Consider the following 13581-nt stretch of genomic DNA (forward strand, 5'->3'; position numbering starts at 1 on the left):
GTTAATTTGATGATAAGCGTAAGAAAACAAGAGCGCCGCGGGACGGACTCGAACCGTCGACCGCTCGGTCTCTGTCAACTAGAAGTTAACAGCCGAGCGCTCTGCCAGCTGAGCTACCGCGGCACGCGCATTATAAAACACGGACCATCCCATTTAAAACTTTCTCACGTGAGTTTTGACCTCAACGTTTAGATTTCCGTCGAACGTGGAGAAGGACCATTTATAAGCCGTCAAGATGGGGCCGAGGGGATTTGAACCCCCGATTACCAGGGCCCAAGCCTGGCGTCCTGGACCAAACTAGACGACGGCCCCGCTCAACTTCTTTAGAAGGTATGGCATTTAAGCTTAATCTCGCCACCACTCAAAAGTATTGCGTCCCCAAATATCGCGTTAAGAGTTTTAGTATTGTATGATTAAATAAAGTGTTTTCTCCTTTATAAGCTTAGTCTGTAATCACTTGACAGTGTTCGATCAGATTTCTCCATGAATCATCTATAATATGAAACAAAAGTTATATACTAGGTTACGATTTTTCAAGTAATGGCAACACAAACTGAAACGAAGAACCTGATCTCGATCTTGGGCGATGTCTCTTTGAGGGACGTGTTGGAGTGGCTCTCCACAGCCATGATTGGGCTCACGGTGGCTGTCGACACAGCCGAGTCAACTTGCGCGGTTAACGACGTCACGAGAGACCCAGGCTCACTCACCCTGAAGCCATCGCTGATATATCCTGCTAGGTTCTCGTCCGCGGGCAGGACATCCAGCGTGTCGGGGATAGATCAGCTGGTGAGGCATGGTATTGTGGTCAAGAGCCAGGGGACTAACACAAGTGGCCAGACCAGGGAGATATACGTCTTCCTTGGGGGTTACTCGCAGGCCTGGGCATACAACGTGAACAAGTTGGGGGCTTCGCAATCGGGTTTAGGCCTTAGCTTCAGCTCGGACTCCAACTTGATTGGGAGGTTGTTGTCAGGGTCCTATGGGATAACGGCTGTGCCCATGAGACCGCACAAGGAGGTCGAGTTTGTCAGTGAGTTCATCCCTCCAGCCTCTCCATGCAGGTCAGGGATAATCCAGGACATCACGGAGTTCGGGGCTTTCTTCGAGATGGGGATGATCCCGTCGTTTGTGCCAGATGTTTATAGGTTCATAGCGGAACTAGGACTTCGCCATGGACAGCTCTTCGATGGAGCAGCTTTAAAAGGTAATGTGGCCGATGCTATTAGGTTTGCTTCGGAGATTATTCCAACCTGGTTGCCCGCCCAGGCAGCCACCGAGAACCCCTTGTCCGTTTTTGGAATACCCGGTTACGTCTCCTATCCCAACACGCTGAGCTCCATACCTGTAGAAGGAGTAGGCCCGTCTTTATTCTCGGCAGTCCGTGACTTTTTCGGCCTCGGGGTAGGCGAGTTCCCCATGATAGAGGGGGCCCCGTTCTTCGCCAACCTACCCTGCACGGGCGAATGCGAGCAACTGGGCCTCGCTGGCTTCGTGGGAGACTCGGGGATCATCCCAGATCTTGAGGAGAGCTATCAGGGCGCCTCCTTCGTTGTGAAGTCCTCTTACCTGGTTCCCCCACCCCGCTCTTACAACTTCAACGACATCGTGGAATATGCTAACTCGAGGGGAGTGGGGCAGGCCTTCATTCAAGCTGTTGACCTTCTTGTGGACGCCATAAGGCTCGAGGAGGCTCTGGTCAAGGCGGGTCTCAACGAGGAGGAGGCTGACCTAGCGGTGGATCAGCTGGAGTGGACCGCGGAACTCTTCGAGAGGGGGATCGAGAACCTGGCCAGGGACATAGTCGAGGAGCTCAAGGCCCCAAGCCATCCAGACCATACTGACCCTGTGAGACAGCAGGTTCACAGGACCTACCTGTGCCTGAGGTTAGGGAATTGTACTTGAGCGCGAAGATACTAAGACACCCAGGTTGAAGACACTAGATCCTCTCAAGTCAATGGAGACACCAGGCCTTGACCAATCTCAAATCCTGATCACCGTGGTCTGGAACACTACTGCGAGCACGGCCATGACTATCTCTATCCCCCATATAAAGGCCACAATCTGATACTCCCTAAACCTCCCTAGTTTCATGACTACATGAGTTAGCGAATTAGGGGAACCGTTCCAGGTCAAGGTTCCGTCTGAATTCACTTGTCCGAAGGAGACGCCCTTAAACCTGGTTCTGGCCTTCAGAACGAACTCGAGAACGTAGGGAAGGTACAAGAAGGCCAAGGCAGTCAACATGTAACCGGATATACCAATTGAGCCTATGGCTGAACCTATTAGGTAGGTACCAATATTTCCTAGAAACACCTTGGCAGGATACTTATTGAAATAAAGGAAAGCTGCCAAAACCACCGCCAGGATGAGGGCCATATCCCCTGCCTCTGCGGTAACCCCAACACCCCTCAAACCAATGATAGCCAAGGCCAACGCCATGATCAGTCCCATACCCGTCCCCAACCCGTTCAATCCCTCAAGCATGTTAAAGGCGTTAGAGGCTATGGTCAACGCAGCAGGTATTATGATAACGTAATAGAATAACCCAAAATTCACCGGGCCTATGAAAGGTATGGATATGATGGAATGCCCTATACTATAGATTGCTAGCGGAACTGAGGCGAACACTGGGGTTAGGGCTCTCACAGACTGCTTAAGGTTAAGTACGTCATCAAGAAGCCCTATGAACCCTATTATCAAGGAGGAGAGAAGGACAGCAGTGATGATCCCTGCGTATTCTTGATCTATGGCCAGGAGCGCGAAGTTCCCCGCCACTAAACCTGCCAGGATACCAATCCCTCCCAAGACTGGCACCTCTGGCTTATCCAGCTTATTAACGTCCTTTCCCACGAAACCCCTTGCCTTAGATATACCAATTACCCACTTTGTGGTCAAAATCGTTACGGCGAACGCAATGATCAGCGGTAATACTACGTCAAGCAACTATTTTCGCCTTTTAATGACTATGTCAGCTATGCTTCGTAAGCCTTTCACGGCGTTTTCGTTTCTAGGAGTTACCCTTGAGAGGTGAGCCAATGCCTCCTCGTGATATTTCCTTGCCAACTCGTAGGCGTAATCAAGGGAAAGTCCAGTTATGAGGGAAGCTGTGGCCTTTAACTTGGACATGTCGTTTGATCCTAGACCCTCCATGATGATCTTCCTCTCTTCGCTGTTAGCCCTCTCAAGCGATTTTATAACGAGGAGGGTCTTCTTAGCTTCCCTAATATCGCTGTAAAGTGGTTTTCCAAGCTCCTTCTCGTCAGCAGTAATACCAAGAATGTCGTCAACTATCTGGAACGCTATCCCCATCTTCTCACCGAACTCGTAGAGATTGTTCACTTCCTCTTCACTACCACCAGCTAGCACTCCGCCCAGATAGGCTGAACACGCAAACAGTTGAGCGGTCTTCCTCCTTATCATCTCGAGGTAGTCCTTCTCCCTTATGTCCCACCTCTTCTCGAATTCCATATCCATTGCCTGCCCCTCGGAAACCACTATAACTGATCTCGAGAAGCAGTCCAACACCTTATAGGCTACGTCACCGCTCAAACCCTTGATCGATTCTGTAAGGATTTGAAAGGCCTTAGCGTGTAAAAGATCTCCCGCCAGGATCGCAGTGGGGATTCCCCATTTCACGTGAACCGTGGGAATACCCCTCCTTGTCGTGTCCTGGTCCATTATGTCGTCGTGTATTAGTGTGAAATTATGAAGAACCTCAACCGCGGCTCCTGCGAGTATGGCCCTGTGTCTTTCACCACCTAGCAGGTCTGAGGAAAGTACCACTACTAGGGGCCTCAGTCTCTTTCCTCCAGCACTTATCAGGTATCGTGACGCTTCATAGAGCTCCCTAGTGTCGCCGTGAAGAAAACTGTCCATGGTTGCATTGACTTTAGCTACTATTTCCTCAAAATATTGGTCTAGATCCATTAAGCTCCTTTTCTAATACTTTCATAAACTGATAAGGTTAATCCTCTACTCTCTAGCCAGTCCTTGAGTTTCCCTGAGATCACTAGAGGTGCGTGTCTGAGGGTCTTGACATCCCTTGAGCCTGTAAGGAACATTGCTGCCCTTAGCTGAAACGCCACTTCCTCAAAGAACTTCTTCAGTTGCTCCTTACCCCTTACCGCGTGATGAAGGACAGGATTGGCCATTCCAGCAATGTTTGCCCCCAGCGAGATGGACTTCGCCACGTCCAGGCCATTCCTTATTCCTCCGCTGGCTATGATGTAACTGTCAGGGACAGAATACCTAGTCTCCACTATGGAGGCAGCAGTTGGAATTCCCCAGCCTGAGAATAGCTGGGAGCTTTCATACTTCCAGTTACCCTTCCTCCTGTTCCTCACCATTTCCACAGCTATCCAGCTTGTTCCTCCCTGCCCCGATACATCCAGTATCTTGAACCCATGATCAGCAAGCAACTTCGCCGTTTCCATGGACATGCCGGTCCCTGACTCCTTAACTATCACGGGGACGTTGAGCTCCTTTGATATGTCTCGCAACGCTTCCAGGGCAGAGAGGGGGTATTCTGGTTCTCCCTCTGGCTGGAAAAGTTCCTGAGCAGGATTAAGATGGACGGCGATAGCGTTGGCCTCTATCATCTGTATTGCGTCCATGAATTGCTTCACGCCATAACCCCTTGTTACTTGGGGTAAACCAAGGTTAGCCACCAGAGGTGCTGTGGGGGCCATCCTCCTGGTCACCTTGAAGCTTTCAGCTGTTTCTGGTCTCTCAACCGCCACCCTTTGACTCCCCACCCCCATGGCAAGACCAAGCTCCTCAACAACCTCTGCTATGACCGCGTTTACCTTTCCCAGTTCCTCGTGGCCTCCAGTCATCCCTGTAACCATAAGGGGAAGCGAAAGGGTCTTGCCCAGAAATTCAGCCCTAGTGTCTACGTCCCTAAAGTTCATTCTTGGCATGGCCTGATGAATGAGAGTTACGTCCTCTAGGAGGGTTGAGACAATTCCTTGAACGTCCTCGTATAGGCAGATCTCCACATGTTCAAGTTTTCTGTTAATTAAGCTCATCTACTCACCTTGATCAACGTACCTATCCTTTCTCCTTTCAATGCGTTAAAAACGTTTCCCCTTTTCTTACCATTAAATATCATTGCATTAATATTATTCTGGAGTATTTTCCTTACCTTCTCCCTCATCCCACCAGTTAAATCGTAGGACAAAGAAGGAAGATTGGTGAGGGAATGTGGTTCGTTCAGCTCAGGTATAACTTGCCCATTAACTAGGATTCCGTCCACGTCTGTGGCAAAAAGTGCCGTTAAGGAGTACTCGCGTGCTATTGAGATCGTGAGATCGTCTCCAGAGATTATGGTCCCATCCTCTTTTATGTCCCCGAAAACGACGGGAACCATCCCATGATCTAGGATCCTCTCCAACCTTTCCAGGTCAAAGAACCTTCCAGGTAAGGGGAATCCCTTGATACCTCTGACGGCCATCTCCCTTATTAAGATGGTGTTAAGTTCCTCCATGGAGGCAGAGGTCAGGCTCACCCTCACGGGAACATTTCTACCAGCCTCGAAATGTCCGAAGCTACCACCCCCGTGGACTATCACAAGACCATCGACGAAATCCTTGATCTCTCCCGCTATCTGCCTTATCACTGGAAGATCTGCACAGTAGGGTACTGCCTTACAAGTGATCGCACTACCCCCTAGTTTAATAACTCGATTAGGCTTGCCCATCCCAGATCCCAGACCCACTTATACTTTCCAGGAGGAGTGTTGAGACCATAAAGGGACTTCCAGAGGCCGTTCTCTAGGTTCATGTTGACCTCATCAATCCTCTCGCTCAGAAGTACAGGGATTATGCCCACTAAGTGCACCACCGAGTTATCTAGATAACTTGGTTTCTCAAGAGGATAGCTCATGAGCTTCCTTACGGTGAGGATTGGAATCCTAACTTGAACTGGATCCTCGGCCTCCCTATAAAGGATAGGTGTACCGCTTCTCTGAACCTGTCTCATGGCCTTAAGCGCATAATAGTTAAACATGGCCTCGTCCACCATCTCTAGGGTTTCCCAGATCTCGTCCTCCGTTAGTGATATCCTTTTGCCCAGTATCCTAAGCGCCTCAAGGGAAGTGATAGCGTACTGTGAAGCCACGGGTATGTCTACACCTTGAACCACGGGGGGAGTAAAACCCGTAGCCTCCTTAACCAATTCGCTGAATTGGTCCCACCAGGACGGAGTCTCAATCCTTGAAAAACGAAATTTCGCCTGAACCACGAGAAAGGGATTATTCACTCCGTCGATCCACATACCCGATAGAATGAGCGGGGCCTCAATCACTGAATCTTGTGGCAAGGTAGCCTACCACGCTGGATTTATCGCCTGAGGTATCGCCTGACGTTGCATGTTTGAGAATATACGGTTTTTTATGCATTTTCTTTGCTAGAATCAAAGATGCCATTATAGGCGCGTAACCACAGACGGTAACGTCGTATTCCTCCACAACCTTGTATAGTCCCTTATAGTCCATGTCCTGAATCTTCCTGATCACCAGTTCATCCTTGGTCATTGTCACATCGTGAGGATCGTAGTGATTAAGATCTGAACTTGCGAGCACAACAATGTCTTTATCGCTATGCCTTTGAATGAACCTCCATATTCCCTCCGCCACAAACTCGGCAATCTCAGGAGTCTGCATTAGTATAACCACGGGTAAGATGGAAAGATTGTCAAAGAAGTATTGAAGGAACGGTAACTGAACCTCAATGGAATGTTCGTAGAGGTGTGCCTTCTCATCTATATCCACGACCTCAGATACGGAGACTAACTCCTTCACGAGTTGTGCATTAACTTGTGCCGAGCCTAAGGGTGTCTCCCAATCACCTCCAGGCCATATGGAGACCTGAGAGCCGTAACCCGTGTGATTGGGGCCAAGAATTATTACGATGTCCGGCTTACCCTCTTGAGCCAGGTAGTAATATGAATGGGCTGCTACCGGACCGCTATATATGTAACCTGCGTGAGGAACAATAAAAATTGGATTACTCCTAGAACCCGTGGAACCAACAGAGGGAATTCCCCCGGGACCTATTGGATGATGAAAAGCCCACTCTATCCTTTTCCTTAACTGTGCAGAATCATCCTCATAAAAGGAACCTGCTACTGCAGGTCTCCTTTTCACTGAGATAATTTCACCTCGAACTCCTCAACCTTTACAGGTATATCAGCGTCTGGAGCAATTTCCTTCCTTTCCCTAAGTATTTGTCTCGCCAGTGCCCAGTAAAGGAGAGCTAACGACTTACGCCCTTTATTGTTTGAGGGTATAACCAGGTCCACGTAATCCACTTTAGCGTCAGTATCAGAGAATGCGACCACTGGTATACCCATATCAGCTGCTTCCTTTATTGCCTGTGTATCAGTCCTCGGATCAGAAACCAGAAGAACCTCTGGTTCTATGAAATCCTCCAGGTAGGGATTCGTGAGCATGCCTGGGACCATTCTCCCAACTACAGCTCTTGCACCTACTACCTCAGCAAATTTCTGGACTGGAGTGAATGCGTATGGTCTAGAGGCCACAGCCAGAATGGACTGTGGTTGGAACCTGGAAAGGAACTTGGCAGCTACCCTAAGTCTTTCGTCAATCTTTCTTACATCTAGAACGTAAAGGCCCTCTGGTCTAACCCTATAGATGAACCTCTCCATATATCTTGTACAGGTATGAGTACCTATGTGAACTCCAGCGGAAAGGTAGTTCTCTAGGGGTACTAGAAGCTCTATTATTGCGCCCTTTTCTCCCCTTTGAAGCTCCTCCTTCTCCTCCTCGGTTAATTGTGTTCCTCTTTCGTTCTCGCTCATTTCCTACCACCTAAATTGGTCTAGTGTAATTAACTACTTCCCTTATAATGTCAACGTGTGTAAGCAAGCTACGTCTACAACATAACCTCTTCACGTTCAAGTCATCAAGAACCTTTCCTGGGTCTTCTCCAGCCCTAACCCTAGTGCTGAACGCATCCCACTTATCAGCTATAAGGGAACCGCATGTGAAGCATCTGACAGGGATGATCATAGTTTCACCTGTAGGATTTCTGCCTCCATCTTCTCGCGCTATATCTCATCCATTTCTCGGCCTCAGTTTGCCTAGGATCTCCGGCCATCATGGTTCTGTCATACTTCTTGTAAAGCTCCTTGAGCTCCTGGCTCCCTGTAAATCTAACTAGGGCCCTGGCTAAAGCCATTCTCGCTGCATCAGCCTGACCCATTATTCCTCCTCCATAGGTATAGATCTTCACATCCACCTTGGAAGTAATTCCTTCACCGGCTAGCAACATAGGTTCCATTATTTTCATTCTGATTACTTCCACTGGGATTAGTTCTATGGGAACGTCATTCACGAATATCCTTCCCTTCCCGGGGAAGAGATAGCATTTTGCCCTAGCCATCTTCCTTCTGGAATTTGTAATTATCACGCGCGACTCAGTTGACATTTCCCTTCCACCCCAAAATCTTAGACAACTCACCAACTGTGATATACTTGCCTTTTAATCTTGCTACGTTCGCGTCTTCAAATTTCATCATTTCTTTACCCTGCAACTCTTTCGGGATTCCAACATAGACCTTGACCATTTTTAACATGGTCTCACCCCTATGGGTCTTGGGTAACATGCCCCTGATGGTCCTCTTCACAATGTTGATTGGAGTCCTAGGTCTCCTAACACCTAGCTTATAGGGATTGAACAGCGTCCCAACACTGAAAAGCAACATGTACCCGTTTACCACCCTATTCCTGGGACCGCTTATTACTATCTTCTCCCCATTAACTATTACGACCCTCTTCCCTTCCTTTAGTAATCCAACTACCTTTGAGGCCAGTCTACCCAATATCTGGCCCTCTCCATCCACAATAACAGTTTCAGTCATCCATGCATCAACCTCACATTAACTTTACCCTTGATCTCCTCAACCCCCTGAGAAAGGGGAAGAGCCTTACCACCAGCACTCCTTATCTTGTTTAGCGCACTCTTGGAGAAGTCAAGCGCGAAAACAGTAACCTTATGCGAAATATTACCTACCCCCAGAACTTTCCCAGGAACGACCACGATGTCCCCTTCCTTGGTGTATTTATCTATCTTATAGAGGTTTATGGTCCTAACCTTCCTAGAGGGAACATCCAATTCCTTGGCTACAGCCTCCCATAGGGGTTTGTCTTGCTTGTTCAGGAATTGAATTAACTTCCTCTTTTCGATATTGGTACTCCCGGTTCTTTTCATAATCCCTCCACCTTCTTCTTCAACTCCTCGATCTTGCTCAGTATACTCTTTGTTGCCTCTATTAAAATTCTCCTAGGCTCCAAAGAGCCAACAGACTCTATTTCAAGGATGTACTGATTCGGTTCTGGGCTCACGTTTATCCCCTCACAGGCCTTCACGCACTCCTCACATAGAGTGCAGGCCATCTCATTCACTACCTTTAACTTGCCGTTCTCAAAGGAAAATACCCTCTCTGGGCATACCTCAACTGCCTTCTCGCAATCCTTATTTACCTCAACCTTGGGTTTGTACCTCAGAATTGCGAGAGATACTGGATTGAACTTAGCATGCTCCTTACCGTAACCTAATCTCATTTTCATTTCCAGTGTGACCTTCTGATTCTTACCAAGAAGAACTATGGGAATGTCCTTACTGATGGGGGTAACGTTGGGATCCTCTGTCCTTATGTCCCTAGAGTATACCATTACCTGTGAATCCTCTGCCTTAACGTCTATATACGCCTTGGTGAAACATCTATCGCAGTTCTCTGTGCATTCTATGCACTCCTCTGGCCTCCTATAGTAATCAAGCGCGTCCTTACTATCAAAGGGAATTAAACCAAGTCTGTGGGCCAACATCTCGTCATAAAGTGGGCTATTGTTCTCGATCACGTAAACCTCGTCCACAGCCATTACTGGGACGTAGAGCATTGAAGCCCTCCTGATGGAATTAACGAACTCCAGAGGGTAATCCTTGGTTAAGATTGAAAGAAAATAGTTCTCCTTCTTTAGGACCTGAATAGGCATGTCAGACTCTCCTTCCTCTTCTGCCTCCAGGCCTCCTGATTGTGTCATGGGGTATTGGAGTCACATCCTCAATTCTTCCGATGATGAACCCAGATCTAGCCAAAGATCTAATGGCAGGTTGCGCTCCAGGACCTGGTGTCTTTGGTCCTGCACCTCCTGGTGCCCTCACCTTTATATGGATCGCCATGAGCCCCTTGTCCAGGGCATCGCTAGCTGCCTTATTGGCAGCTAACATGGCTGCATATGGTGAGGGTTTCTCCCTATCAGCCTTGACCATCATGCCACCTGATGCCTTAGATATTACCTCGGCGCCCGTAATGTCAGTGATCGTAATTATGGTGTTATTCTGGGAGGCGTATATTCTAGCTAATCCCCATCTAATTTCCCTTTTGCTCGACATTTACCTCACCTTGACCTGCTGTTGGCGGATTGTTCTTGAAGGGGGACGTAGGATAAAAGTCTATCGAGTCCTCCTCGTCCCTCTTCACGATATACCCTGGAGAAGTTATCTTACGGCCTCCTACAGCTATATGACCATGAACTATAAGTTGACGTGCCTGGTAAATTGTTCTGGCTAACCCCTTTCTATGGACTATTGTCTGTAACCTTCTCTCCAAAAGGCTCTCCTCTTCTAGGCCCAAGATATCGTCTATAGTTGACTGTTCTGACTTTAAGAGACCTAGCTTATACAACTTGCCTAGCAACTGTTTTTCCCTCACTGCCCTCTCTGCTGGCGGTAGAGCTAAGAGCGATCTTGCCATATGCCTGTATCCTGTTACAATGGTCCTGGCTAACCATATCTCCTTCTTGTTCCTGAGGCCGTAATCACCCATAATCTTCTGTTCCGACTTTAATGCCTGGGATAACCAGGGCATCCCTGGACCTTCCCACTTCCTCCTACTTTTCCTAGGATCTCCCATCTAATCACCCTACTTCTTCTGTTGTTGTTGAGACTGTTGCCCTCCAGAGGGCTGTGCTGCTTTAGACCTTTTAACTCCTATGGTCGTTCCTGTTCTTCCCGTAGTCCTTGTCCTTTGGCCCCTTACCTTTAGGCCAAGGGAATGCCTAACACCACGCCAGCTCTTAAGCTTCTTCTCCCTCTCAATATCGTTCCTTACGACGAACACAAGATCTGAAGTCACGTAATGCAAATCTTGGCCAGACTCTATATCCTTCCTCCTGTTGAATATCCATGCTGGCAATGATTCGATCTTCTTGTTAGCCAACATCTCCTCTATCTTCTTTAACTCGTGGTCTGTGAGCTCACCAAGCCTCTTATCCTTATCAATATTCAACTTCATGAGAATAACCCTTGCGGTGTTATAGCCTATCCCCTTCACCATGGCTAGACCATACGGGGCCTTCATGGTACCGTCTACGTCCTGACCAAAGAGCCTAACTATGTACCTAAACTGCGATTCTGACATTAAGACCGTCTAGAGCTCTATAAACTCCCTGTTTTTAAGTTTTTCAATACCTTTTCCTTCTTCGACAAAGAGTTCAGGTAGGCCCTTTCCAGTCTCTTTTTAATCTCATCTAGATCCATGGGGGAGTAGTTTCCTATGACGGCTTTAATGGGAGTGTAGGGGCTTTCCCTAAAGGCGGGTCTCATCTCCCTTCCATCGCGGGTAACTATTGGATATCCTCTCCTTCGCGTGACCTCCCCTATGGTCTTAGCTTGTACGTGATTATCCCTCAAGGTCCTTATAACCTCGTCCGGGTTATTGGTGAAAATAAGGATGGAATCAAGCGAGAGACCAAAGGGGTCTATGCCCAATTCATTCATGGCCTTCCTGATCCTTGGGTTTATGAGAGAGAGGAATTCATCCTCGTCTATCACAAGGCTTACGTTAGTTACCTCCGAAATCTCTAACGCATCACCCCTTATACCACCGTTAGTAACGTCTGTCATGGAGCTTACGAGATTTCTAACACGTCTCACGGCAAGACATGCCTCAAGATCCTTTACCCTTAGGGTCTCCTCCACTACACCCTCAATGCCATGAAATATGGCCATGGACGAGATTGTTCCACCTCCATGGCCTTCTGTCATGACTATATGTTGTCCCTCACTAATTCTCTTTCTAGTGAATGGTTCTCCCTGGAGTCTCCCCACAGAGGCAACGCCCCCACTTATCCTCTCTCCCAGGACCATATCACCACCAATCCTCAGCGTGCTACCAGCCAGAATTGGTACGTTCAAGGCATCAGCCACAGTTGATACACCGGCTTCAAAGTCGAAGAGCATGGAAACATCGCTATCGTCGGAAAGGTGAATATCCACAAGGATGCCCAGCGGGATTGCACCTTTCACCATGATATCCCTAAGGGTGGCCTTTGTTGCATGAAATCCAGCTAGAAAAGGGAAGTAGGATAGTCTGGAGTGTATTCCGTCCACAGAGACAACTATGTCCTGAACTATTCCCGCATCATCAAAAGTCTCGAGATTCCTCTTACTGAGCTCAAATAATTTCAGATGAATTAGATTATCCCCAAGACCCCTGGAACCTAGGCCACTGTCTCCTGCCGTGAGGCCTACCCTCGTGAAGGAGAATTCCTTAAAATTCTCTGAATTCTTGACCTCCCTTATTACGGCGTCCACAAAATCCTGATTAAGCTCCCTTTTTCCCTTATAGAATTCTAACCAGCGAAGTAGTTCTTCCCTCATTTGAGACTCGTCGAGGTGATTCCACAATCTCCTTGCATATCCCTCTAGATCCATAAGCCTAAATACGTCCCACCCTCTGATAAATTTGAGGTCAAATGAAAATTTTGACAAGAGAATTTGACGTTAGGACCACGTCGAGGTTTCAAAGCGTAGATATTACAGATGAAGTGCAGGCATCTGTGGGAGATTTTCAAGACGGAGTGGCCCACATATTTGTGAAGCACACCACGTGTGCCATTATCGTTAATGAGCCAGAGTCAGGTCTCATGGAGGATTACCTAACATGGATGAAGAAACTCGTTCCTCCAAATGGAGAATTTAAACATAACATAATTGACAATAACGGTCATGCACATATCTCGGCAATGATCATAGGAAACTCTAGAACCGTACCCGTTAAGTCAGGCAAACTGGATTTGGGAACGTGGCAAAGGATCATCTTACTCGAATTCGATGGGCCTAGAACCAGGAGAATCCAGGTCAAGGTGATGGGTGAATAATAACTTTTATTTTCAGAGTGATAATTAACAGCGATCAGTTTGCCTCCTGGATTTCTATCTCCACTTGATAGGTTGGGCTTTTGCGAAAGCAGAGAGTGTATACAAAGGGTAGTGGACGACTACCTAGCAATGTTATTCTCAGGATCTGAAAACTTTCATGTTTTTAGAGACGAGGAGCCACCCACGGATGAGAGAACCGTGACTAACTCTTACCTTTTTACCGAGGCCTTAATCGGGAGGTTATTGGAGACTGAGACAGAACTAGATCTTGATGCTATAGTAGAGGACCTGAGGAACAGATTGGGAAACAATCACCCAGTTCTCATGTTTCTCAAGCAACTCATGGATGAATAGGACTTTTTAGTCTTAATTTCGCCTTTTGTTGTAGGGGATGA

Annotated in this window: 19 protein-coding genes and 2 tRNA genes; 3 read left to right on the plus strand and 18 right to left on the minus strand. The window is 47.7% G+C overall.

Annotated elements, in window-relative coordinates:
- Window positions 1–33: 33 nt before the first annotated feature.
- Together MSED_RS10910 and MSED_RS10915 are read right to left on the minus strand one after the other, a co-directional pair.
- Window positions 34–123: transfer RNA gene (locus MSED_RS10910), tRNA-Asn, on the minus strand.
- A gap of 113 nt (window positions 124–236) precedes the next feature.
- Window positions 237–312: transfer RNA gene (locus tag MSED_RS10915), tRNA-Pro, on the minus strand.
- A 228-nt stretch (window positions 313–540) separates the two neighbouring features.
- Between MSED_RS10915 and MSED_RS10920 the strand changes: the two genes are divergently transcribed.
- Window positions 541–1905, plus strand: coding sequence for a hypothetical protein (locus MSED_RS10920; RefSeq protein WP_012022059.1), 1365 nt, complete (start codon window positions 541–543; stop codon window positions 1903–1905).
- Between the two features lie 78 nt (window positions 1906–1983).
- Here MSED_RS10920 and MSED_RS10925 read toward each other — a convergent pair whose 3' ends face one another.
- Genes MSED_RS10925 through MSED_RS10995 form a run of 16 tightly spaced genes read right to left on the minus strand, consistent with a single transcriptional unit; the run spans window position 1984 to window position 12740 of the window.
- Complete coding sequence (locus MSED_RS10925; protein ID WP_012022060.1) at window positions 1984–2946, minus strand: MraY family glycosyltransferase; 963 nt, start codon at window positions 2944–2946, stop codon at window positions 1984–1986.
- Window positions 2947–3930, minus strand: a complete 984-nt coding sequence (gene gds, locus MSED_RS10930; RefSeq protein ID WP_012022061.1) for a geranylgeranyl diphosphate synthase — start codon at window positions 3928–3930, stop codon at window positions 2947–2949.
- Window positions 3930–5030, minus strand: coding sequence for a type 2 isopentenyl-diphosphate Delta-isomerase (gene fni, locus MSED_RS10935; protein ID WP_012022062.1), 1101 nt, complete (start codon window positions 5028–5030; stop codon window positions 3930–3932). Before fni ends, gds begins: the two co-directional genes overlap by 1 nt.
- On the minus strand, window positions 5027–5701 hold the full coding sequence (locus MSED_RS10940) for an isopentenyl phosphate kinase (RefSeq protein WP_012022063.1): 675 nt from the start codon (window positions 5699–5701) through the stop codon (window positions 5027–5029). The genes fni and MSED_RS10940 overlap by 4 nt, the downstream gene beginning before the upstream one ends.
- Window positions 5671–6321, minus strand: a complete 651-nt coding sequence (locus MSED_RS10945) for a hypothetical protein (RefSeq protein ID WP_225938829.1) — start codon at window positions 6319–6321, stop codon at window positions 5671–5673. The genes MSED_RS10940 and MSED_RS10945 overlap by 31 nt, the downstream gene beginning before the upstream one ends.
- On the minus strand, window positions 6299–7147 hold the full coding sequence (gene amrB, locus MSED_RS10950; RefSeq protein ID WP_012022065.1) for an AmmeMemoRadiSam system protein B: 849 nt from the start codon (window positions 7145–7147) through the stop codon (window positions 6299–6301). The genes MSED_RS10945 and amrB overlap by 23 nt, the downstream gene beginning before the upstream one ends.
- Window positions 7144–7821 (minus strand): 30S ribosomal protein S2, encoded by a 678-nt coding sequence (gene rpsB / locus MSED_RS10955; RefSeq protein WP_012022066.1) that lies wholly within the window; start codon window positions 7819–7821, stop codon window positions 7144–7146. Before rpsB ends, amrB begins: the two co-directional genes overlap by 4 nt.
- A 10-nt stretch (window positions 7822–7831) precedes the next feature.
- A complete protein-coding gene (locus tag MSED_RS12085; RefSeq protein ID WP_012022067.1) occupies window positions 7832–8032 on the minus strand; it encodes a DNA-directed RNA polymerase subunit N in 201 nt (66 codons plus the stop codon).
- A 4-nt stretch (window positions 8033–8036) separates the two neighbouring features.
- Window positions 8037–8450, minus strand: coding sequence for a 30S ribosomal protein S9 (locus tag MSED_RS10960; RefSeq protein ID WP_012022068.1), 414 nt, complete (start codon window positions 8448–8450; stop codon window positions 8037–8039).
- Window positions 8440–8883: a 50S ribosomal protein L13 gene (locus MSED_RS10965; RefSeq protein ID WP_012022069.1), complete on the minus strand. Its 444-nt coding sequence runs from the start codon at window positions 8881–8883 to the stop codon at window positions 8440–8442. Before MSED_RS10965 ends, MSED_RS10960 begins: the two co-directional genes overlap by 11 nt.
- Entirely contained in the window at window positions 8880–9233 is a 354-nt protein-coding gene (locus MSED_RS10970; protein ID WP_012022070.1) for a 50S ribosomal protein L18e, read from the minus strand. The genes MSED_RS10965 and MSED_RS10970 overlap by 4 nt, the downstream gene beginning before the upstream one ends.
- Window positions 9230–10018, minus strand: a complete 789-nt coding sequence (locus MSED_RS10975) for a DNA-directed RNA polymerase subunit D (protein WP_012022071.1) — start codon at window positions 10016–10018, stop codon at window positions 9230–9232. The genes MSED_RS10970 and MSED_RS10975 overlap by 4 nt, the downstream gene beginning before the upstream one ends.
- Window position 10019: 1 nt before the next feature.
- The gene (locus tag MSED_RS10980; protein ID WP_012022072.1) at window positions 10020–10418 is read right to left on the minus strand and encodes a 30S ribosomal protein S11; all 399 of its coding nucleotides are present in this window, start codon (window positions 10416–10418) and stop codon (window positions 10020–10022) included.
- Window positions 10396–10938, minus strand: a complete 543-nt coding sequence (locus tag MSED_RS10985) for a 30S ribosomal protein S4 (protein WP_012022073.1) — start codon at window positions 10936–10938, stop codon at window positions 10396–10398. Before MSED_RS10985 ends, MSED_RS10980 begins: the two co-directional genes overlap by 23 nt.
- A gap of 9 nt (window positions 10939–10947) precedes the next feature.
- The gene (locus tag MSED_RS10990; protein ID WP_012022074.1) at window positions 10948–11445 is read right to left on the minus strand and encodes a 30S ribosomal protein S13; all 498 of its coding nucleotides are present in this window, start codon (window positions 11443–11445) and stop codon (window positions 10948–10950) included.
- Between the two features lie 17 nt (window positions 11446–11462).
- A complete protein-coding gene (locus MSED_RS10995) occupies window positions 11463–12740 on the minus strand; it encodes an AIR synthase-related protein (protein ID WP_012022075.1) in 1278 nt (425 codons plus the stop codon).
- 41 nt (window positions 12741–12781) lie between these two features.
- Between MSED_RS10995 and MSED_RS11000 the strand changes: the two genes are divergently transcribed.
- On the plus strand, window positions 12782–13186 hold the full coding sequence (locus tag MSED_RS11000; protein WP_048060188.1) for a secondary thiamine-phosphate synthase enzyme YjbQ: 405 nt from the start codon (window positions 12782–12784) through the stop codon (window positions 13184–13186).
- Window positions 13187–13225: 39 nt separating this feature from the next.
- Window positions 13226–13540, plus strand: a complete 315-nt coding sequence (locus tag MSED_RS11005) for a hypothetical protein (RefSeq protein ID WP_012022077.1) — start codon at window positions 13226–13228, stop codon at window positions 13538–13540.
- The last annotated feature ends 41 nt before the right edge of the window (window positions 13541–13581 follow it).

This window comes from Metallosphaera sedula DSM 5348, assembly GCF_000016605.1.
In the GTDB taxonomy this organism is placed as follows: Archaea; Thermoproteota; Thermoprotei_A; order Sulfolobales; family Sulfolobaceae; genus Metallosphaera; species Metallosphaera sedula.

Coding starts and splice junctions, on each gene's coding strand:
- MSED_RS10920 (WP_012022059.1), top strand. CDS start 541: ATGGCAACACAAACTGAAACGAAGAACCTGATCTCGATCTTGGGCGAT.
- MSED_RS10940 (WP_012022063.1), bottom strand. CDS start 5,701: ATGGGCAAGCCTAATCGAGTTATTAAACTAGGGGGTAGTGCGATCACT.
- MSED_RS10985 (WP_012022073.1), bottom strand. CDS start 10,938: ATGGGAGATCCTAGGAAAAGTAGGAGGAAGTGGGAAGGTCCAGGGATG.
- MSED_RS10970 (WP_012022070.1), bottom strand. CDS start 9,233: ATGAAAAGAACCGGGAGTACCAATATCGAAAAGAGGAAGTTAATTCAA.
- MSED_RS12085 (WP_012022067.1), bottom strand. CDS start 8,032: ATGATCATCCCTGTCAGATGCTTCACATGCGGTTCCCTTATAGCTGAT.
- gds (WP_012022061.1), bottom strand. CDS start 3,930: ATGGATCTAGACCAATATTTTGAGGAAATAGTAGCTAAAGTCAATGCA.
- MSED_RS10990 (WP_012022074.1), bottom strand. CDS start 11,445: ATGTCAGAATCGCAGTTTAGGTACATAGTTAGGCTCTTTGGTCAGGAC.
- fni (WP_012022062.1), bottom strand. CDS start 5,030: ATGAGCTTAATTAACAGAAAACTTGAACATGTGGAGATCTGCCTATAC.
- MSED_RS10995 (WP_012022075.1), bottom strand. CDS start 12,740: ATGGATCTAGAGGGATATGCAAGGAGATTGTGGAATCACCTCGACGAG.
- MSED_RS10965 (WP_012022069.1), bottom strand. CDS start 8,883: ATGACTGAAACTGTTATTGTGGATGGAGAGGGCCAGATATTGGGTAGA.
- MSED_RS10980 (WP_012022072.1), bottom strand. CDS start 10,418: ATGTCGAGCAAAAGGGAAATTAGATGGGGATTAGCTAGAATATACGCC.
- MSED_RS10960 (WP_012022068.1), bottom strand. CDS start 8,450: ATGTCAACTGAGTCGCGCGTGATAATTACAAATTCCAGAAGGAAGATG.
- MSED_RS10975 (WP_012022071.1), bottom strand. CDS start 10,018: ATGCCTATTCAGGTCCTAAAGAAGGAGAACTATTTTCTTTCAATCTTA.
- rpsB (WP_012022066.1), bottom strand. CDS start 7,821: ATGAGCGAGAACGAAAGAGGAACACAATTAACCGAGGAGGAGAAGGAG.
- MSED_RS11000 (WP_048060188.1), top strand. CDS start 12,782: ATGAAAATTTTGACAAGAGAATTTGACGTTAGGACCACGTCGAGGTTT.